General features: G+C 41.1%; 17 protein-coding genes and 2 pseudogenes. 13 read left to right on the plus strand and 6 right to left on the minus strand.

All coding sequences use genetic code 11. The annotated features are described in order from the left end of the window. Window positions 1-112 precede the first annotated feature (112 nt). The 5 genes from B5F83_RS09955 to B5F83_RS09975 all read right to left on the minus strand — a co-directional run bounded on the left by B5F83_RS09955 (window position 113) and on the right by B5F83_RS09975 (window position 6,672). A complete protein-coding gene (locus B5F83_RS09955) occupies window positions 113-1,279 on the minus strand; it encodes an IS256 family transposase (protein ID WP_087280450.1) in 1,167 nt (388 codons plus the stop codon). Between the two features lie 376 nt (window positions 1,280-1,655). Further along, complete coding sequence (locus B5F83_RS09960; protein ID WP_087280453.1) at window positions 1,656-2,747, minus strand: reverse transcriptase domain-containing protein; 1,092 nt, start codon at window positions 2,745-2,747, stop codon at window positions 1,656-1,658. 163 nt (window positions 2,748-2,910) lie between these two features. Next, on the minus strand, window positions 2,911-4,122 hold the full coding sequence (locus B5F83_RS09965) for a hypothetical protein (protein WP_087280458.1): 1,212 nt from the start codon (window positions 4,120-4,122) through the stop codon (window positions 2,911-2,913). 108 nt (window positions 4,123-4,230) lie between these two features. Further along, window positions 4,231-5,424 (minus strand): site-specific integrase, encoded by a 1,194-nt coding sequence (locus B5F83_RS09970; RefSeq protein WP_087280460.1) that lies wholly within the window; start codon window positions 5,422-5,424, stop codon window positions 4,231-4,233. Window positions 5,425-5,442: 18 nt separating this feature from the next. Further along, window positions 5,443-6,672 (minus strand): site-specific integrase, encoded by a 1,230-nt coding sequence (locus B5F83_RS09975; RefSeq protein ID WP_087280463.1) that lies wholly within the window; start codon window positions 6,670-6,672, stop codon window positions 5,443-5,445. Between the two features lie 276 nt (window positions 6,673-6,948). On the opposite strand from B5F83_RS09975, the pseudogene B5F83_RS09980 reads away from it, so the two are divergent. The 13 genes and pseudogenes from B5F83_RS09980 to B5F83_RS10050 form a co-directional block, all read left to right on the plus strand. Continuing rightward, window positions 6,949-7,125, plus strand: a pseudogene (locus B5F83_RS09980) (tyrosine-type recombinase/integrase); the annotation flags it as partial. A 10-nt stretch (window positions 7,126-7,135) separates the two neighbouring features. Beyond that, window positions 7,136-8,305 (plus strand): PDDEXK nuclease domain-containing protein, encoded by a 1,170-nt coding sequence (locus tag B5F83_RS09985; protein WP_087280469.1) that lies wholly within the window; start codon window positions 7,136-7,138, stop codon window positions 8,303-8,305. A 146-nt stretch (window positions 8,306-8,451) separates the two neighbouring features. After that, window positions 8,452-8,805, plus strand: coding sequence for a helix-turn-helix domain-containing protein (locus B5F83_RS09990; protein ID WP_087280473.1), 354 nt, complete (start codon window positions 8,452-8,454; stop codon window positions 8,803-8,805). Continuing rightward, the gene (locus tag B5F83_RS09995) at window positions 8,802-9,002 is read left to right on the plus strand and encodes a hypothetical protein (protein ID WP_087280476.1); all 201 of its coding nucleotides are present in this window, start codon (window positions 8,802-8,804) and stop codon (window positions 9,000-9,002) included. Before B5F83_RS09990 ends, B5F83_RS09995 begins: the two co-directional genes overlap by 4 nt. Continuing rightward, window positions 8,999-10,072: an AAA family ATPase gene (locus tag B5F83_RS10000; RefSeq protein WP_158094214.1), complete on the plus strand. Its 1,074-nt coding sequence runs from the start codon at window positions 8,999-9,001 to the stop codon at window positions 10,070-10,072. Before B5F83_RS09995 ends, B5F83_RS10000 begins: the two co-directional genes overlap by 4 nt. Next, window positions 10,017-11,126, plus strand: a complete 1,110-nt coding sequence (locus B5F83_RS10595; RefSeq protein WP_143822535.1) for a DUF6371 domain-containing protein — start codon at window positions 10,017-10,019, stop codon at window positions 11,124-11,126. The genes B5F83_RS10000 and B5F83_RS10595 overlap by 56 nt, the downstream gene beginning before the upstream one ends. Before the next feature lie 173 nt (window positions 11,127-11,299). Further along, window positions 11,300-12,223, plus strand: coding sequence for a DNA cytosine methyltransferase (locus B5F83_RS10020; protein ID WP_087280487.1), 924 nt, complete (start codon window positions 11,300-11,302; stop codon window positions 12,221-12,223). Continuing rightward, complete coding sequence (locus B5F83_RS10025; RefSeq protein ID WP_087280490.1) at window positions 12,216-13,121, plus strand: DNA cytosine methyltransferase; 906 nt, start codon at window positions 12,216-12,218, stop codon at window positions 13,119-13,121. The genes B5F83_RS10020 and B5F83_RS10025 overlap by 8 nt, the downstream gene beginning before the upstream one ends. Then, complete coding sequence (locus tag B5F83_RS10030) at window positions 13,114-15,603, plus strand: type IIL restriction-modification enzyme MmeI (protein ID WP_087280493.1); 2,490 nt, start codon at window positions 13,114-13,116, stop codon at window positions 15,601-15,603. Before B5F83_RS10025 ends, B5F83_RS10030 begins: the two co-directional genes overlap by 8 nt. Next, window positions 15,596-17,557 (plus strand): DEAD/DEAH box helicase, encoded by a 1,962-nt coding sequence (locus B5F83_RS10035; protein WP_087280497.1) that lies wholly within the window; start codon window positions 15,596-15,598, stop codon window positions 17,555-17,557. Before B5F83_RS10030 ends, B5F83_RS10035 begins: the two co-directional genes overlap by 8 nt. Next, complete coding sequence (locus tag B5F83_RS10040; RefSeq protein ID WP_087280499.1) at window positions 17,550-18,893, plus strand: GIY-YIG nuclease family protein; 1,344 nt, start codon at window positions 17,550-17,552, stop codon at window positions 18,891-18,893. Before B5F83_RS10035 ends, B5F83_RS10040 begins: the two co-directional genes overlap by 8 nt. Before the next feature lie 3 nt (window positions 18,894-18,896). Then, complete coding sequence (locus tag B5F83_RS10045; protein WP_087280503.1) at window positions 18,897-19,334, plus strand: hypothetical protein; 438 nt, start codon at window positions 18,897-18,899, stop codon at window positions 19,332-19,334. An 18-nt stretch (window positions 19,335-19,352) separates the two neighbouring features. Then, window positions 19,353-21,515: a hypothetical protein gene (locus tag B5F83_RS10050; RefSeq protein WP_087280507.1), complete on the plus strand. Its 2,163-nt coding sequence runs from the start codon at window positions 19,353-19,355 to the stop codon at window positions 21,513-21,515. A gap of 79 nt (window positions 21,516-21,594) precedes the next feature. On the opposite strand, the pseudogene B5F83_RS10055 reads toward B5F83_RS10050, so the two are convergent. Continuing rightward, window positions 21,595-21,969, minus strand: a pseudogene (locus B5F83_RS10055) (transposase); the annotation flags it as partial. Window positions 21,970-22,234: the final 265 nt, after the last annotated feature.

Raw genomic sequence — 22,234 nt, forward strand, 5'->3', positions numbered from 1 at the left:
GGTAGTGTTTCAAACAGTGTGTCCGGAGTAAGCCTTCAGACCTCTTAGTTCTGCAAATATATCAATTTATCTGTTACCTCATTGGCAGGCATGCCTGCCAATGAGGATTTTTTTATTCGTCCGGGAACAGGTCCTTGTCAAGATCGATTCTGGGCACCTGCCTCAGGTATGACTTCTTGTCCATGGCCGTCTTTCCCATGAGCAGGATGACGGACTCCTCGTTGGGCATCGCGCCGCGCATCCTGGTGACCCTCCGGAAGTCCTTCTGCAGCCGCTCTATCCAGTTCGTGGTGTATATCATCGACTGGATGCGGTGGTCGTAGTTCAGGTATGTGAAATTCGCCTTGTAGGAGGCGTCCTCGCCGCGCTTGCGGATGCTCCTGTAGTACCTGCCCCATTGGGAGCAGAACCTCTGCCACTGGCTCCATGCCTGCTCCACAGTATAGTTCCTGTCCCCGGTACGGAACACCTGCCGCAGATCCTCTGCGACATCCCCCTTGTCGCCGTTGCGCACATCACTGATGATATTGCGCTTCAGGTGGGTGGTGCACCTCTGGAGCTTCGTGCCGGGAAACACCTCGCTGATGACGTCCTCCAATCCCCTGAGTCCATCTGCACATATGAGGCCTATCCTGCCGACACCGCGCCCGTACAGGTCCTTCAGCATCTCGCCCCAACCCAAGGCGCTCTCAGTAGGCTTGTTGAAGATGCCGAGAACCTCCCTGGTCTTGTCCTCCCTCACCGCCAGAACGACATAGAACGCCTCAGTGTCAACGCTCCGCTTCCTGTGGATCTTGATGTGCACGCAGTCGATGAACACCACCGGATAATAGCTCTCCAATGACCGCTCCAGCCATTCCGTCACATCCTTGCGCAGATAATCCAGCATACGCGATATGCTCGCCTTGCTGTAATGTTCCCCGTAGATGTCGGCAAACACTTCCCCGACCTGCTCCTGTGTCAGGCCCTTGGTGTAGAGTGTGCCCGCAAGGCGCTCGCACTCATCTTCCTGGTCGCGCAGTATGGCCAATATCCGGGGATGGAAGTTGCCGTACCTGTCACGCGGTATACGGAATGTCAATGTCCGACCATGACCGTAGCTACGACCGGGGCGGTACCCGTTGCACTTGTTGCCGGCAAGGCCTTCTTCCTGCAGATACTCCCGCCGTTCTGACACCATCAGGCTCTCAAGCATTATCTCCATCAGGTCCTGTAAGCCGTTTTCTTTCTCCGTATGCTTGCATATTAGCTCGGAAAGTTGTTCCTTTGTGAACTCCATAAAGTCTACTCCTTTTTTAGTTTTTGTTTCTTTTTGCTTTTACAAATCTAAAAAATCTGTAGACTTTTTTTTATCCCTCTATCTCAGACACACTTTTTGGAACAGTATCGAATGATAAAATAATAGCATATAGAATTAGGCCCTATTTGAACTAATCTATATGCTGTTTTGTCTTCTGACTTTTCCGTCAGTCGCTTGTTTCCGCTGCCGTCGGCGTCCATTGTACAGACGTGAAAGGGAAAAGGTTTTCGGGCTGAATACGCTCTGAAAGAGGAAGATTCTGCCCGAAACGGCACAGCCGCGAGACCTTTTCGCTTTCAATAGAGTCTGTACTAACTTCTATGGACGGCGAGGAAATGGGCGACTGATTTAAAAGTTACAGTAGTCCCCAATCTAACGAATTTGCAATAGAAAGCATTTTTTTAGCTTCATCTGGTTCAATAGAATTAACATACATTATTTTACCGTATAACCATTGTCTAGCATGAGCATAATTCGGCATAATGTGATTGAAATGAGAGTATGTACCAAACTTTTTACAAAAATGAAGATGCCTATAAATTTGCCTTTTAAATTTTTGAGGTAATTTGGGACTCTCACCATTAATGAGAATTCCAGTTACCATTTGTCTACTAGATTTTCCATATGTACCGATTTTCTGATAATTCAATTGTAGGCCTTCTTCATTTACAATCTTATTAACAAAAGATGTATTCGGCAATAACTCTAATTGGTTACTAGAAAATGTCAAATCATCAGCATATCTTGTATATTGAATACCGCGAGATAATGAAAATTTCCAAAATCGTTCATCTAAATGACGACAAATCAAATTTGCCAATGCAGGACTTGTTGGTGCGCCTTGTGCTAAAACAGCTTGCGGCTTAACATGAAGATATCTAAAATAATTCTTCTTATATCTTGATAGATTCTCAAATTTATAGTCAGAAATTTTTAATGTACACAACGAGGCAAGATCAAAACTCACTGCTGGGGAATATCCTAAAGATAGAAAGACGCCATAAACTCTATCAATAGTAATACTCTCAAAAAAATCTTTCAAATCAAAATTGCGAATATATTGTTTGCTAATATGTGGCTTAGCATTTTGAAGCGTATTACTACCTTTTACAAAACCTTTACATTGTGAATGAACAGGAATTTTATTTAGAATCTCATGAAGTATCCAGGTTTGAATCATTTTAAGATTTCTATATGGAGTAACAATTCTTCTTTTACCTCCGTGTTTCTTTTTAATCAAATAATAAGCATAGTAACCATCTATATTGTGAATGATTGTCTTCAATTCACTTAAATCTAAGCCTAAGATACCTGCAAAATGATTTAAAGAATAAATAACAGGCAAATCTTTTTTTAACAAATTATCAGTATATTCAATAATGACTTTTTTATACTCGACATTTGTGTTTTCCAATTCTTTTAACAAAGAGTCTCTTGAAAAATCCATAATATTAATTTATTACTCTTACAGGAACTTTCAGCCGATAGGCTGATAATTATGACAGACTTGTCTGTCATAATTATTAGTAAAATGATTCTTAATTTTGCACTCACAGCCAAGGGGCTGTAATATCTTTGGTAACTTGTGGACCTCAGACTTAGCTAATAAACTAATTTCTGGATAATCCAAGAAACTCTTGCGGCAAATATACATCATTTTGAACATTAATTTGATAGTATACTAAAAAATCTACTTTAAATTCTTCTTTTTTAATTCTTTCGTATATGGTTTTACCTTCTTCTGAAAGCAAACCTATTTCGGTTAGTAATCCTTTTTCTATAGCATTCTGTTTAAGCTGGTTTAATTCTTCAGCCGTGATTTCTAATAAAACACACGTGTAAGCAAGCGAACGATTATAATATAAACAATGTAATAAGCCTAAGAGATGCAATGTGTTTTTTTTGTAATCATTAAACAGTCTATGAATTGTACCATAATTTAACTTTTGGGAAATACTTGCCCATTGGTATTTCATTCGCTCAAAACTATCATTTTTTATTCTATCAAATAGTTTTCTAGGAAATAATGGTACCCAGTTCTCTTGATTATCAGCCCTTTTCTTACTTTCCCATAAAATTGGCAATGTATTATTAGGTGTAGTATGTTCAAAACAGACTAAGGATTGACTATTTGCATAACCTAATGGACCAATATATAATTTCATTCCTGGTGAATATTGTTTCTTTTTATATAATAACTCTCCATATTTTAAGGCAAAATTTCTAATTCTCTTCATCTTGGGTGGATACCCAAAAACAGAATGTCTGCTTGTAAAGGCTGGTAAATGTTTTTCTCCTAAAATCGTAATCCCATTTTCTGCTAACTTATTTTCTGCTTTTTCCATATAGGCTACACAAAGACAGAAACATCTACTGTTTTGAGGAATATTTACAGATATTCTTTGATAAAGGGTTATGGCACTATTTCCTGAACCTATAAAATCATCTAATAAAACAACAGCACAAGGTATATTGTTATATTTAAAATTAATATCTGCTACAAATGAATATTGCACTTTAGGTTTGCCCATTATTTTTTTTATATAATAAGCCATCACACCCCCACTTTTTCCAATACCTCCAATAGGAAGAAAAAATATTGGTAAGTCGGAACATTCTTTTAAAATAGTGCTGAGCCCATATTCTAAAATAGCACAGCACCTCTTCTCAGAATAATAACAAATATTATTGAGTAAAATAAGTGCTGATCCCCAATCTTCTTCTTCAAAATTATACAACCAGGCTAATATATCAGATTCTGATATTTGCTCATCAAAGCGATGTTTTAGTATGGAAAGATATCGAGTATTAATTTTCAGCATATATTTATACTTATTTCTTTTAATAAATTATAGTCTACTCCATTGACAAAAATAATGTATTTATTTTACAATCAGAAGATAACAAAAATAAATCTTGATCTATCTCAACTATATTTTTAGACTCCTTTTCTTTACCAGCTTATCCATATCCTCCGAAATCTTATCATCTGTAACTTTTGCGTATCCTTGTGTAGTTCTGATATTTGTATGGCCCATCATCTTTGAGATGCTTTCCATGGGAACTCCGGCAGAAACCATCAAGGTACCGAAAGTATGACGGCTTTGATGGTATGACAAGTTATGCTTGAACTGAAGCGAAAATCCCAATTCATGTATCTCAAACCAAATCATACTCCGTATGGGTAACGGGAAAATGGGCTGACTATCATCTGTCGTATTATACAAGGAAATTATCTGCTCCGCTACTGGGTGCAATGGTATAAATGACTCAACGCTTGTTTTCTTGCGGTATGTTTTGATATATTTCCGTCCTTCTGCAGTTGTACCTATATGATGCGGATAGAGATTACGTACATCAACATAAGCCAAACCGCAAAAACATGAAAATATAAAGGTTCTTCTTGCCAATTCTTGTAATGGATCAGGCTTAGGACTGCTCATTATCTCCTGAAGTTGTTTCTTGCTTATATACATAAGCTTTGCAGGTGCCTTCTTTTCATATTTTATATCATCCAAAGGATTATACCTCAAGATTCCGTTATCTACGGCTAAATAGACCAAACGTTTCAGCCAACAAAGACAATGGTTCCGGTATGATGGCTTATGAGGGTAATTTGTTTTCAGATATAAAATATAATTGATACCAAACTCTTCGGTTATATCTGTAAAAAGCATGTCCTCCTTGCCCAAAGAACGGATGTATTCGCCAAGATAGTAATGATACATTTTTGATTGCCTGTAACTGGAAGTTGAATCTATTTGAATAGAACGGATTTTCAGATTTTCTCGTTCCACTTCCCCTGCTTGTAATATATACTTCGGGATGTCGGCAGTTCCTGTCATGGCTGTTTTCAGCAGTTCAGCACTGATAACACCGTTTACTTTCAACAGTTCAGCATAAGTTTCATCTACGCATTTCTTATATTCACAAAGCATTCCGTTCAGTCTGTTGTTTTTGACTTCTCCTTTCTTGCTGTTCCACTCTTCCGGCTGGCAATATAACCCGGTCGATAATGCAACAGCCTTTCCGTCTATTGTAATACGACACATGATTGATGTGGTCCCGTCAGATTTGACTTTACCACGGTTTATATAATACAGTTGCTTATATGTACTTCTCATGATTCTTTTTTTTTGATTTTATAATACCAGTTTCATATCACTCGTTGCTTCGATGAATTTGTCCATATCCTCGAAAAGTTTTTTAGGAGTTACCCTTGCATAAAGCTGGGTAGTTGTCAGATTGGTATGACCAAGCATTTTGCTGATTGTTTCAATAGGAACACCAGCCTCAAGGGTTATCAGACTTCCGAAGGTATGTCTTCCCATATGATAGACCAAATCACAACTTATGCCAGCCAGATCCCGTAAACCTTTCATGTGGCGTCTCATATTGGGATGGTGTATCATCGGGAAAAGCTCTTTCCTGTCATCCGAACGATATTTTTCTATAAGAGAGATAGCCTCCGGCAGCAATTTGACGCGGGCCAGATATTCATTCTTCTTTCTCAGATACTTTAACCATAAGTCGCCTTTATCGTCCTTGTATATATTATCTCTAGTGATTGAAACTGCATCCGCATACGGAACTCCTGTATAACAGGCAAAGAGAAACAAATCCCTGGCTATATTATGAGTGATTCTTTCCGGTGGTATTACGACATCACGGATCTTCTCAAAATCCCCACGACTCAAAGCCCGTGGTGGTTTCCGGTTCTCTTGGGGTAGTTTGAAATTCACAAAATAACGCTTCTCTGCATGTCCTTCCTTGAATGCCATCCGGCAGATTTTCTTCAGGATTGCCAGATAATGTCTTGCCGTATCTACCGCAAGTCCTTTGTCCTTCAGTATATAATCCTGAAACTCCCATGGGATGTGTTCATTCAACTGTCCAAAAGCAACATCACTTGTCTTGAATCGTTTTTGAATAAATTCGCCAAGATACCTGCGGGTGTAAATGTATGTTGACATGGAGCTTTTAGCTACATCAATACCGATTCTTGAGCGCATATCCTCTATATGCATATCAAGCCGTTTCAACAGAGTCATCTGAGTTTCTACACTTCCCTGTAAAAGCTCTTTTACAGCAGTCGCGTCAAAATCAATCTTACGTTCAACAAGTGAATCAAATGCAGAATTGACCGAAAGCAAAAGCTGGTCAATTTTCGCATTAATATCAACGGCTTCTTTACTCTTTCCATTCAGTCGGCTTTCTCTTGGATTCCATAACTCCGGAGTACATGACAGCTTACAACTGAATTGCGCCATCGTATTGTTTACCGTTATTCGCCCCATTATCGGAGCCTTTCCGAATTTGTCAAGACCGCTCTTTTTCAGGTAGAGCAACACCTTGAATTTTTCTACTTTCATACGCTTATTTTTTAATGGCAAAATTACCTATTTTATAAGCGCTCTTTAATATGCAAAATGCTGACATACAGTGAATAATAGCCTCTGTGACAGTTTCTTCATTGTTCAGCCTGTTACCTATTCGGTTCAGGTAACTGGGCAGCTAACATTCTGGTAACTGAACACCTGCAATAACCTGTCCATTTTTGCTTTCCATTATCTCAGCAAAAAACAGAACTTTTGCTCATATTCAACCAATTACGTTTTCCTTTCTCATCCCTTCATCTACTTGCTTCCTATATTCTGTTCCACGTCGCACGCCATACCTTCGCAACCCTCACACTGACCTACGGAGCTGACCTGTACACCGTGTCGAAACTGCTTGGACACTCCAACATCCGCACCACCCAGATATACGCCAAAATCGTTGACGAAAGCAAGCGCAAAGCCGTCAACCTCATTCCGAAACTATAAGAATCAGTATATGGACAATAATACTCCAACCGTCGTAAAGATTCACGATGTGAACATCGACAAAGACTACATAGGCTGGATTGAAGAACTGAAATCCAGATACCGCAGAGCACAGATCAAAGCTGCCGTAAAAGTCAATGCTGAACAACTCCTATTCAACTGGCAATTGGGAAGAGACCTTGTAATCCGCAAAGCTGAAGAAAAATGGGGCTCCGGTGTTGTTGAACAAGTTAGTATGGATCTTCAGGCAGCATTCCCAGAGTCTAAGGGATTCAGCACATCAAATCTGTGGCGAATGAAGCAATGGTATCTATTTTATGCAGATTCGGAAGAAAAACTCGCCCAAGTTGGGCGAGAATTTACAACATCCAAGAAACTCGCCCAGCTTGGGCAAGAAATTACCGATGCCCCATCTGCGAATAATAATGGAGTACCATTCCCGGATTACTTTGCATATGTTCCGTGGAAACACCACGTTGAGATTGTAACAAAAAGTAAGACCATAGAGGAAGCATTATTCTACATTGTAAAATGTGCCACCGAAGGCTGGAGCCGCAACACATTGGCAAACTGCATTAAGGCTGATTATTATCATTCTTCCGGTGGAGCAATTACAAACTTTAGTGAGAAGCTGCCTTCGCCTCAGAGCGATTTAGCTCAGGCTATAACCAAAGACACATACGATTTCGGATTCATTTCTCTTCCAAAAGGATATGAAGAAGAACAATTGGAAACCGAACTCGAAAAGCAACTCACGCGCTTCCTGCTCGAACTCGGAACCGGATTCGCATATATGGGCAGACAAAAGCAGCTCATCATTGCAGGCAAGACCCGCAAACTGGATATGCTCTTTTTCCACATCCCTCTCAACTGCTACATAGTCATAGAACTCAAAGCAGTACCATTCCAGCCGGAGTTTGCTGGGAAACTCAACTTCTATGTCAATGCCGTTGATGACCTCATCAAGACCCCAGCTCAGAATCCGACCATAGGTCTGCTGATCTGCAGCAACAAAGACGAGACAGAAGTCCAGTATGCATTCAACGGCATCACAACCCCAATGGGCGTTGCCTCTTACGACAACGTAAAAGTCAAAGAGATTCAAGACCAACTCCCATCCGTAGAAGAACTGACCAAGCGCATCCGCTTGCTGGAAGAACAACTCAGCAAAGAAAAATAGAAAAACAACATAGACTCCAATTGGAGTCCAGGAACAAGCCCGAAAAATCCATAGATATTTGTGCCGTGATTCGACAACCGAGTCACGGCAAACTTTTTCAGTGCGCACGAAAAAGAAGCCATTGTACAACAAAAAAAAACAAAACAATGCCTTCTACTGAAAAAATCCCATTCGAGCAACTGCCGCAGACAGTCCTCGAACTCAAACAAGAAATATCAGGCCTCAAAACCCTGATAACAGGCCTCATCCACAACAAGCCGGAAGACAACACCGACCAATGGATGAACATCGAGCAACTCCGGGCATATCACCCGGACCGACCGGCCAGATCAACAATCTACGACTGGGTATGCCAAAACCGCATCCCCGTCCACAAAGACGGCAAAAAGCTCCGCTTCCTCAAAAGCGAAATCGACCAGTGGCTCTCCGGAGGAAAAATCAAAACTCGCGAAGAGTTAGAAGTTCATGCATACAACCACATCAAGCACAAAACAAGATGAGCGAGCCCATCCACATCTCCGAGATTCTGCTTCAAATAGCAGCAAACCTCAACGACCCGATGGGCAGAACGCTACGCCAATGCCCATTCATCCAAGCCGAACTCATAAGACGCAAGAAAATCAGCCTCGATGACCTCACCGACGAACAAATCGACCGGATCATCGAATGGGACCAACAAAACGCCCTGCAAAAATGAACGAAACAATAATACAACAACTCACAACCGAAATCGACAACGCCTTCTCTCCGGAGAAGGCCGTCGAAATCGGCATACTCACCGTCAAGACAGCCAACCAGACCGTCACCGATGCTTCCACACGCCCAGACCCAACCCAACTCTACCTTGAACTCTGGTACGAAGGAGAAGTATGCTGCCTCTTCGCAGACTCCAACCTCGGAAAATCAATCTTCGCAGTCCAAATGGCAGACGAAATAGCCCGCACCAGAAACGTCCTCTACGTAGACTGCGAGCTCTCCGACAAACAATTCCAGCTCCGCTACTGCAATCCCGAAACAGGAGAACGCCACATCTTCCCCGAAGGGCTCTACAGAGCTGAAATCAATCCATACGCAATAGGCGCAGAAGGCTACGAAGAACATATCATCAACGACATAGAAGCCGCTGCACAAAGACTACAATGCCAAACCATCATAATAGACAACCTCACATACCTCTGCAACGCCTCAGACAAAAGCGTAGATGCTGGAATATTTATGATGAAACTCATGGCACTCAAAAAGAAATGCGGCCTCTCACTCCTCATCATAGCCCACACCCCAAAGCGCGACCTTTCAAGCCCAATAACCCAGAACCACCTCGCCGGAAGCAAAAAACTCTACAACTTCTTCGACTCCGTATTCGCTATAGGAATGAGCGCAAAAGATAACCGTCTCCGATATATCAAACAAGTCAAAGTCAGAGCAGGAGCTTTCAAATACGATGCATCAAACGTCTTGGTATATGAAATAGACAAAGAACAAGGATTCCTCAAATTCAACTTTCGAGAATACGCAACGGAAGAAGAACACCTTCGCCACCGCGAGGCCCAGCAAATCAACGAAACCGAAATACGAGTCCTCGAACTCAGCAAACAAGGCCTAAGCTGTCGCAAAATAGCAGAAGAAACAGGCCTGAGCAAATCCACCGTAGGCAACATCATAAAACGCAACAAAGAACAAGTGTCCACCGTCCAGCAAACCCCTATACCAGATGGACAAATGGACAGTGGACAAACCCAACAAGAAAATGAACCTACACTCCTATAAACTCCAGCCGTATGCAGGTGTGCAAACAAGGCACACCTGCCCATCCTGCGGCAGAAAAAGGTGCTTCACACGCTATATTGACGAAAACGGCAACACCCTCAACGACAATGTAGGACGCTGCGACCACGAATCCTCCTGCGGATATCACTACAGTCCATCCGACTACTTCCGGGATCACCCAGACACAATACCCAGAGAGTCCAGCTGGCTAAACCACCCATTCCAAAACCCTCATAAGCAGCCAAAGCCACAACGACCACTCTGCACCATCCCAATGAGCATAGTCAAGCAAACCATACGCCCGACCATACACAGCACCCTCACACAATACCTCAGCACCGTCATAGACCCCCTCATCTTTGAAAGCCTCATTCACGAATACAAATTGGGAGTCACGAAAGACCGCAGCATCATCTACTATCAGATTGACACCAAGAACCAATGCCGGACTGGCAAAATAATGAAATATGACCCCAACACCGGCCATCGACTCAAAGACCCTGACACGCCGTCCCGAATCACTTGGGTCCACTCCATCCTGAAAACAAGAACCCAGCTTCCAGAAAGTTGGCAACTAACCCAATGTCTCTTCGGAGAACACCTCCTCACAAAATACCCGGACAAAAAAGTAGCCCTCGTAGAATCAGAGAAAACCGCCATCATCTGTGCCGCCCTGATGCCCTCCTACATCTGGTTGGCAACCGGCGGAAAAACCCAGCTCGGAGACAAACTCAGAATCCTGAAAGGACGAGACGTAATTGCCTTTCCTGACGTTGACGGCTACGAAGAATGGAAAAAGAAACTCTCCACCTCAGGCAGCCTCAACATCCGCATATCCGGCTATCTCGAAAAGAACGCCACACCCGAGGACCGGGAAGCACACATTGACATTGCCGACCTGCTGTTGAGGCAGAACAAGAGACCAGCCAGAAAAGAGCCAGAGAAGCCAAGCAATTCCATCCTCCGCTACTTCGCCCCTGAACACCGTGCAGAAGTCCAGGCGTTGATAGATGAACTTGAATTGGTGCCGGTAAGTATCAGTAAGATACGATAAATAAGCATAAATAAGCATAAATAAGCATAAATAAGCATAAACAACCCTTAATATCCGTAGAAATGTTTTATCTTTGCTAGTTAAAGGCGAGATTATCACAAATTCGGCGGATATATTTATTTCGAGGACATTATGAAGTCTTGCTTTATTACACACTAGTTTCAAAGCAAGATATGGGAGCTAAGTCCGAAAAAGATAAAAAAATAAACGTTGTTGATTTGTTTGCTGGCTGTGGAGGCCTTTCTCTTGGATTCCAGAACGCCGGATTCAATATTGTAGCCGCATTTGACAATTGGGACGAAGCAATCTCTATATACCATAACAATTTCAATCATCCGATATTCAAGCGGGATTTAAATGACGTTGAGGACATAAGTGATATTGAAAAGTTCCACCCCGATATTATCATTGGTGGACCTCCGTGTCAAGATTATTCAAGCGCCGGACACAGAGATGAGAAACTAGGCCGAGCACAGTTGACAATCAGCTATGCAGACATTGTTACGCGTATCCGTCCAAAGTTTTTTTTGATGGAAAATGTACCGAACATTCAAAAGAGCGAAAAGCTTGATATCGTTTTGAAAATGTTTCGGGAAGCAGGCTATGGCATTAGCAGAATGGTTATCGATGCTAGCAAATGTGGCGTTCCTCAGAAGAGAAGGCGTTATATAGTATTGGGTGGCCTCAATGAGGAAGATGGCTTTTTAGACTACAAACTTATAGCGGGTCAATCAAAACAAAGTATGACGTTAAGGGATTACTTCGGTGACAGCCTCGGTTTTCAATATTACTTCAGGGTTCCACGGTCATACACTCGTCGTGGAATATTCAGCATTGATGAGCCGGCTATGACAGTAAGAGGGGTTGACCGTCCCGTACCAACTGGGTATCACGGACACCCCAATGACCCTGTTCCACTTTCTCCAGATATAAGGACTTTAACATATCAAGAGAGAAGTTGGATACAAACATTCCCCAAGGATTTCAAATGGGGAAGTGCTTCCAAAACAAATCTTAATCAGGCAATTGGCAATGCCGTGCCTGTTAAATTGGCAGAATATATTGCAAAGTGCTTAATGGAGTATATCAATGGCTAAAAAACTCATAGATTTATTTGCCGGCTGTGGTGGAATGAGCCTCGGATTTCAGAATGCGGGGTTTGATATTGTTGCGGCATTTGACAACTGGCAGCCAGCCATTGATATCTACCATGAAAATTTCAGCCATCCAGTTTTCAAAGTTGATCTGGGGAGAGATGATATTACGGAAACAGTTAAAAAACTGAACCCGGATATAATAATTGGTGGCCCTCCATGCCAAGATTTTTCCATAGCTGGGAAACGTGACTTTGAAGGGAAAAGAGCGAACTTAACATTAATATTCAGCCGCATTATTAAGACAGTTCGCCCACGTTGGTTTGTAATGGAGAATGTTTACAACATAGAAAAATCTCCAGTTTTCGGACAGGCTTTGGCAGTATTCAAACAAGCCGGATATGGTATTACTAAACACGTGTGGGACGCAAGTTATATGGGAGTTCCGCAAATGAGAAAAAGATACTTTGTAATTGGACGGCTGGGATCTAATGACGATTTCCTGTTGGATTCGTTAATTTCAGATCTATCAATTGAGCGGATGACCCTTAGAAATTATCTCAAGGGCAATGTGTTTGACACTGAGTACTATTATATGCATCCAAGGAGTTATGCTAGGCGGGGCATTTTTTCTCTTGATGAGCCAAGTTCGACGATTAGAGGCGTAAATAGACCTTTACCATTGGGCTATAAAATCCATCCGGCGGACAAAACAGACAATTTGAATTTGGTCCGGTCTCTCTCGACAAAAGAGAGGAGTATTATTCAAACGTTTCCGGACGATTTTAAATTTGTTGGTGCAAAAACAGATATAGAGCAAGCCATAGGGAATGCGGTTCCCGTAAAGATGGCAGAGTATATTGGTAGCCACATAATAAACTATATGAGAGAGAATGATTGATTTTGAGGACATATCTCGTGCATTGCAAAACTTTCAATTTGCGAGTTATGGGAAAGCTGTTTCAACACTGCTTTCTGCATATGGTGTGGCCGAAACAACAATCATCAAAATCATTTCAAAAATTGAGAAAGGAGAATCCGGACCGTTATATGTTTATCGTCGCGCTGTTTTATTCTGTAATGACGATGAAAATTATCAACCAACAATTAATAGTGTATCAGGAGCTATTCCTCTCGTCATCATCTTTCAACCGGACAGGCTTGTTATTTCTAACACGACTCAGGGCGAAGTTTGTTGTCAATATGACAAAATCACCGAACATCTCGACCTCTTAGCCCCTCTCCTCTATGCGCAAACGCGCCACAAGGATCAATATTGCACCCTCGAACTTGATGCATTGGTTGAATCTTTATATCGAACCTTAATCCTTGATAATAACAGTAAAGAGGATTCACGAGTCTTTATTTTCAGCCTGCTATATATTGCTCATTTCAAGAGCATTTTGAACCTGAGCGAAATAACACAGTACGTCAATGGATATGTTCCATCCGAAAAGAAAAAGTTAGCCAATGTCTTTAAATTCTTCAAGGATGCAAAATGTCCGTTTATCAATCAGGGATATGAGTCATTGACGCTCTCAAAGGAGGCATATAGTTATATTTTCCCAATCATCAAATTCGATACGACAACTATTGATACAGAGATTCTTACTTCTCTGTTATATCGTATGATTGATTCCGAAGAAGCTGGGCTATATGGCCACCAGACTTCATTCGTTAATGTTGAAAAAGTATTAAGGCCGTTATTGTTCAATGAGATTGATGCGGAGATTGCTTCAGCTAATGAGAGTGAACTAGATTCTATAATTGACAAAATCTATGAGATTAAAATTTTCGATCCGACTAATGGCCCTGGATGTTTTCTCGTAGCGTCATATAACGGGCTTTTGAACAGACTGCGAGAGATTGAAACACGATTTGGACGCAACTGTACCACCCCATTACATGTTGATAATTTTATTGCACTAACCAATAACAATCTATCTAAAGAACTATCGATTCTTGCAATAACGTTTGCCCACACATTGGAACTTAGCAGAGTTGGCTCCGCCTCTTTTGCCGCAATTAATTCAATCCTTCCATCTATCAAAATTCACATTGGTAATGAATTGTCTGAGGATTGGAATAAATATGTTGTCCCGACAAAATTGCTTCGAATTGTTGGTAGTCCTCAATTCAAGGGAGCGAACAAACTGACTGTTCCTCAGAAAGAAGAAATGCAAAGAATATTCGACTCAAGCACTTTACATTCGGCGGATTTCTGTTCATCATGGCTCGTCAAGGCAGCAAAGTTCATCAAAGGTTCAGGCTGTCAAGCCGCATTTGTCTTGACAAATTCCGTTTCTCAAGGTTCACAGGCATCATTTATACTTGATAAAGTTAACGAGGCCGGTTGTGAATATTCATTTGGATATAGGTCCTTTAAATGGAAAACGACGAAAAGCGATAATGTCGGCGTCACTGTTATAATAATCGGAATTGCAAATAAAGGCTACATTTCTCGCAAGACAATATATGATTCCAATGCGATTGTGCCTTGCAAAGAAATCGGCCCGAACCTCCTGCCAGATATAAATATCAGGATTAAAAGCAGGACTAGAACATTATCCCCGAACCTTCCTGAGATGAAGAAAGGAAATATGTCATACTGTGCGGACGCTTTGATATTTAAAACAGATGAGCTGAATGACTTTTTATCCAAGTACCCTGAAGCTAAGAGGTATGTGCGGCCGTTGTACGGAAGCGATGAATTTGTATCTTCCACACCGAGATGGTGTCTATGGATAACAGATAAGGTTTTATCGGAAGCAAAACAAATAGATGGTATTTCTGCACGTATCGAAGATGTTCGGATAGCTCGTGCAAATACGACTGCGACGAAGAGGTGCAAGGAAAACCCTCATAAGTTCAGAGACACTAACGAAACTAGCCAAGGGAACGTGTCACTGATAATACCATGTGTGACATCGGAAAGAAGACTATATTTCCAAATGGGAATTGTCGATGATAAGACCATAGTTAACAACCTGGCGTGTGTCGTATACGATTGCGATATCTGGCTCCTTGCATTGTTGGAATCTAGGATGCATACCGTATGGGCAAAGAATGCTGCGGGAGGTCACGAGACAAGGCCTCGTTATTCATGCGACTTGTGTTATAACACATTCCCTGCGCCCGAAATAGATAAGCATCAACAATCGATATTAAGGAATCTTGCTAAAACCTTACTTGAGGTACGCGAAAAGTATTGCGATAAATCTCTTGGAGAAATGTACACTAATATGCCACCTGAACTTGCTCGTGTTCACTCGTGGATTGACGCGACAGTTGATTCTTTGTATAGAAGCCAACCATTTGAAAATGATGCAGAACGTTTGATCTGGCTGAAAAATATGTATAATAACTTGTTGGAGAATGAATAACTTTTTTGAGACCACATATGCCCACAACGGCAGTAGCATTTCTACTGATAATCTCGGCATGAGGGAAATGCAGCGAAGAATATATGAGAAGTTTGAGTCTCAATATCTTTTGCTTAAAGCCCCACCGGCATCAGGTAAGTCAAGAGCCCTTATGTTTGTGGCACTGGAAAAGCTTCGTCAAGGATTAGTTAAGAAAGTGATAGTTGCCGTACCAGAGCGATCTATCGGAAAATCTTTTGCTAGTACCAATTTAACTGACAGTGGGTTTCATTCAGATTGGTCCATATCGAGACGTTACGATTTATGCACCCCTGGCGGTGAACCTATGAAGACATCGACATTCGCATCTTTCATGGATGATGATAGTGCGACCGTGTTGTTGTGCACGCATTCTACGCTTCGGTTCGCATTTGAAAAAATTGGCAGCCAAAAATTCAATAATTGTTTGTTGGCCGTTGATGAGTTTCATCATGTGTCTGCTGAGACTGACAGCAAGTTAGGAGAATTGCTACGCTCAATAATGTCAGAAACCAATGCTCATATTCTGGCGATGACCGGGTCATATTTCAGAGGTGATTGTGTAGCGGTCCTCAGCCCATCAGATGAAAGGAAATTCACGAAGGTTACATATAATTACTACGAGCAATTAAATGGATACCAATATCTAAAATCGTTAGGGATTGGATTCCATTTTTACAATGGCGTGTATTTGAACGCTCTTCGAGATAGAACCATCCTTGATTTGAGCAAGAAAACAATTATATACATACCAAACGTAAACTCTGCCGAATCAACAAAAGAAAAATTAATGGAAGTGGATCAGATACTGGGAAGCATCGGAACATATCAGTATCTGGATGATGCAGGAATATATCATATTAAGAGCGAAGATGGCAGAGACATCAAAGTTGCAGACCTTGTTGATGATACGGATTTCGATCAACGAGAACGCGTGATGACATACCTGAGGAATGTTAAAAGATCTGAAGATATTGATATTATCATTGCGCTCGGTATGGCGAAAGAAGGTTTTGATTGGCCATTCTGCGAAACTACATTAACTATTGGATACAGAGGTTCCTTAACAGAGATTGTGCAGATTATAGGTCGTTGCACGAGGGATAGCAGTAATAAAGATCATGCTCAATTTACAAATCTTGTGGCGGAACCAAATGCCAATAGAGAAGAAATAGTTGAAAGTGTAAACAATATACTTAAAGCTATAACAGCATCTTTGCTGATGGAAGAGGTTATCGCACCTAAGTTCAATTTCAAACCAAAAGAGAGCTCAACGGATAACCCGGAAGATGGGAATAATGAAGGGCAGGAGGATGATGGAAGAGGTCATACAGTCTATATTGATGGTTTTCGAGGGATTAAGTCAGATAGAGTTAAGGATATAATAGATAATGACATCGTGGACTTGAAAGCGAGGATTCTACAAGACCCTGATGTCCAAAAAGCGATTGGGCAGAATGTTCCAGCTGAAACAATCAACAATGGCCTCATTCCAAAGGTCATTAGAACTGTATTCCCTGATTTGAAAGAGGATGAAGCCCAAGAGCTAAGTACATACGTAGTTATTGACACAGTACTGTCTCATCGTGATGTCAAAGACATAAACGGTCAAAAATTTCTTGAGTTTGCAAACAGATTGATTAATGTTACCGACCTGAACCTTGACCTTATATATTCCGTCAACCCATTTATGGATGCATATGAGATAATGTCAAAATCTTTGGATGCAAAAGTGTTTAAATCAATCCAAACATACATAAAGGCTTTGAGGGTGGACGTGACCGAAGATGAAGCGCGGGTATTATGGCCAAAAGTAAACGAGTTTGTTCAGAAGATGCAGAGAGAACCGGATCTGGACAGCGCCGATCCATACGAGCGAAGGTTAGCAGAGGTGTTGTTGTATGCAAAGAGAAGACTATTAGAGAAAAATGGCTGAAAGTAGTTTCATAGATTTCTTGACCGAGAATGACCCATTAGGCCTGTTAAAATCAAAGCCAAGGGAAAGGACTAAGGTAAGTGGGTCAGTCTTGCTTAACAACTTCGAAGAGATTGTCAATTTCTTCGAGGAAAGGAATCGTGAACCTCAAAATTCCACAGTAGACATCAAGGAATTCCAATTATTCTGTCGACTGAAAGCCATTAGGAATAATGCATCAATGGTGAAGGAGTTAAAGGACTTCGATATGTATGGACTCCTTAAAGGGGATAATATCTCTGACATCCCATTCGAAGACCTACTCGGCAATGACCCGTTTAATCTATTGTCGGGAGAATATGATGATTCCATTTTTACATTAAATAATGTCCGTAAGTCGGATAGAATTTCCCCTGAGTACATATCACGACGTAGGTTTTGTCAAGATTTTGATAAATATCGGCCAATGTTCGAGTCCCTTAGACAGGATTTGGAAGATGGGAAGAGAAAACTAGCGGTATATAACCCTCAAGAGCTTGCGCCAAATAGGTTCTATGTTCTTGGTGGTATTATACTGTTCTTAAAGTCTGTGGAAGGAACAATGTCTAATTATTCTTTCAGTAGCGGTGAGCGTGTGCGCTATGATGGGCGGACTGAATGTATCTTTGATAATGGCACCTCTTCTGATATGTTGTATCGATCATTGGATAAGGCTTTACAAAAGGAGGGATACACTATCACAGATTATCTTGAGGACCAGCAAGAACTTCATGAGGGGGTAGAAGAAACAGATCATGAATTCGGCTATGTGTATGTTTTAAAAACTCATAACGCGAAGTTAAGGCGAATTCCGGATGTGTATAAAATTGGAAGTACCAGTACCACGGTGACAGAACGAATCAAAAATGCGCAAAACGAGCCTACTTATTTATATGCCGGGGTTGATGTAATTGAAACATATCGGTGTTATAATATGGGTGCTCGAGAGTTGGAAGACAGACTGCATACTTTTTTTGATAAGGTTCGGTTGAATATCAATATCCCTGATGAACGCGGAGCCATTATTTCTCCACGAGAATGGTTCTGCGTTAACATTGATGCCATTAGTGAAGCAGTTAAGCTGATAATTGCTGGAAGAATTGATAATTATGTGTATGACCCTCAATCAAGGAGCATAATTGCTAAACACTCTTCATTGAACACAGGGTGCTGCGTAAATGGATTTCAAAACTCACTTGATGGTATCAATCTAACAGGAGCGACGATTAATATTGGGACATTCCACAATCATCCAGGAAGTACATTCACGGATAATAGTGTATCAGGTGTTCTTGATTCAAATGCTCAAATAGAATAATATATGGCAAATATTGGCACATTATATAACGAACCTGGAGCTACTTTCAACGATAACTCCATCACCGTCAACGCCCAGCAGACAAATACACAAGTCTGCTCGCAGACAACCATTGCCTCAGGGGCTGAGGATAAACAACAGACAAAGTCTGGTACCAGCAAATCAAAACCGATATACTTTGCCGGCAAACGTGGCCAGAAGATAGATCTCTTCCGCGTAATCATAGCCCTTCACGAATGTGGCTTCTTCTCTGATGGCAATGGTGGCAAGCCCCGTCAGGAAGATGTCTTCAACGCCTTCGGCACCATGCTCCACGAGGACTTCTCAGGTTTTCAGAAGAATCTTCATGAAGCATCCATGATAAATAATGGCTCAAAAGCAGGAGAAAATATCTTTCAGTATTTACTTGACGCCTATAATATTTATATTGCCAACAAATAACCTTTCTCTTACATTTCTATGGATAAAGAAACATTAAGCAATCACATAGCCTCATTAGGGAAAAGAGACTTTGAAATTACATGCAGAATAGTTTTGAATAAAGTATTTGACCTTGATGCAATTAATGTTGATGGGGCATATGATGGCGGCTCTGATTTCATTGCGCTTGACGGCGAGGGGAAGAGGACGAAAGTCGCATATCAAATAACGACTCAAAAAACTGATATTAAGAATAAGGCATACAAGGATGCTAAAAAAAGCATAGACAAACTTGGGACGAACAGGTATTACTTTATATGCACATATAAGCTCTCAGAGGAGGAAGCGCGAAAACTTGAAAATGAAATTGAAAGTAATCTTGATGTTAGAGCATATGTGTATTATCCTTCAGTCATATCTGGTTTGCTCATTGAAAATGATCTTGTAAAGGAGTTCCTTGATGAAACTGGTTTCCCTGACTTACGATCGACCGGCAAATCAAGTGTTGATTATCGGCAAAGAGTATTGCACAGTTATACACTTCTCTCAAGCGATGCCAAGAATTTGAAAGAGCAAATATATGATGACTCTATCATGCTTGCGATGTCTGAACATCCCGAAGGGCTTAATAAAGATGACATTGTTTCCAATACCATCGACATATTAAGGATCTCATCTACAAAAGAAGATAAATTAGCCGGACGTATCGATTCACTTCTTTCAAAATCAAAGATTTACAAAGGAGAGAATTCATTGTATTTCTTGTCAAAAGATGTCGCGGAAGAAATCTCCAACCGGCAAACCCTTTATGAACGAGAACTTGAATTATTATCTTCGGCTCAATCTGATATTCTTCAAGATATTCAAATTGGATGGACAATTGAGGATGCCAGAAAAGTAGCTTGTTGGATTGCCAATATCTGTTTGTCAAAACAGATATCTACATTAGAAAAGGTAGATGCTCCCCTGGCAAAAGATTTTGGAAAGGCTTTTGACAATGGTGGAATAAAAGAGCTGAAGAATTATCTTACAAAAAACAAAAAGGTTCCTTCAGATAAAGTGGATGACATAATTGAAAAGTTCTTATCTATAGCATCCGTGCAGCCTTTGATAAAGAAGATATCAAGAGCATGTGTATATGTTGCATTGGAAGGGAAAAATCCTATTACTTCTTGCCGTGCACTGGGGGTTAGCAGATGGTGCGATTTCGATATGATTATAGAACCAACTATTGCGATACCTCTTTTATGCTCGTATATGTTTAAAGGCAAAGTGAATAGAACCTATGATAATGCGATTAAGTCAGCCCATTTGGCAGATGAGCTGGGGATTCCTCAATATATCCCCCAGCAGTATATAAAAGAATGTGCGGGGCACCTTCATATGGCCAGAAAGTATAATGATATCGTTCTTGATCCAAATGAAATGGTTTTCTCAAATAATGCATTCGTTTCATACTATTATTCATTAAAACTTCAAGGTGTTGAACTTCCTGGAACGTATATGGATTTTTTGGCCACATTCAGTCCGAGCATAAAGATTGAAAAAGAATATAAGGCATGGATACGTTCTCTTATGACAGATCTCCAATCTCATTTTACTCGCACTGGGGGGATGACATATATGGATTTTCCAAGGTATGACGCGGCGGAGCTCAAAGAAATTGAGGATACATATTCCGTATATTTGGAGACAAATTCAATTGAGAAATCTCATAAACTTCTTATGAATGATGTTACAGCACTGAAATTCATAGACGAGAAGAGTTCTCAAGGTGAAAATTGGATGATGATTACGTACGATAATTCATTGATTGGAGTTTCAAAACAATGTAGAAATCATGGCTGGATAACAACTCCGTATGATTTTATTGAAATGGTGGATATCTCCAGGCCACTTAGTGAAACCGAATTGACATCTTTGGTCCATTCTGTTGCCCATTATAGTGAGTCTACACTTTCTGTCGGTGCAAGAATAATTGACAAGATTATTTCATATGCGTCCGATAAGATGCAAGATTGGGAATTCCAGCAGGAATTGACTAAGTTCAAGGAAGAGATGTTGCAGAAGGTGTCTCCAAAATCAAAGAATTATCTTTCCGAGATAGACAAACGGACAGATGAATTCTTAACAAAACATGGCGTAGAACTGTCGGACGCTGAAGAAGCCGATGCGGATGTTGAAATCGAAGCCGTCAAATAGAGCCATAACGACATCGGTATCCTCAAAGTCGATTTCGCATCGCCATCAAATTATTTTGTGATTTGCTCACCTGACTTCGTCAACGCGTACCCCAAAATTCATCAGCAAACAATGGAGCGATACGTTGATGCCGTTTCATAAGCATAGTCCTATTGATAGTCTGCTTGCTTTGAGGCAATGTCATCTGTATTGTCACGATGGTCCTGGCAAGAGCGAGCACCTTGTCCACACTCATATTTATGTCGGATAGTTTCAGCAGACGTTCCAATTCCTTGTAAACTTTCAAGGCCACGAAGCAGATACAGACATGAGCTTCTATCCTTCGCCTTGTAAAGTGAAACATTGGTCTTATCTCAATCTTTGATTTTGATATGCGGAAGGCCCTTTCAACATGCCATAGGTTATGGTAGGCGGCATATACGTCATTGACAGGTATATTCGTATTGGTAAGGTAGGAACTGTCGTTAAATTCCGTCATTATGAGTCAATCGGCAGACTGTCCCGGTAATTTTTCCGATCGAACTCATCTTTTTATATTTTCGGCTCCGTTTCGGAGCCCCTTTTTTCATTTTTGGACCCAACTGGAGCCAATACTCCAGTGAAAGGGCCATTTCTCACTCACCTCGAACATCAGGCAGCCTGGGCAATTTCGTTGACTTCCCGCCGGACGAGCTGTACTGCATTCGCCGTGTGGATGCCAAAGAAGATGTACAGGATTT

It is taken from the genome of Muribaculum sp. An289 (genome assembly GCF_002159555.1).
GTDB classification, from domain to species: domain Bacteria; phylum Bacteroidota; class Bacteroidia; order Bacteroidales; family UBA932; genus Merdivivens; species Merdivivens faecigallinarum.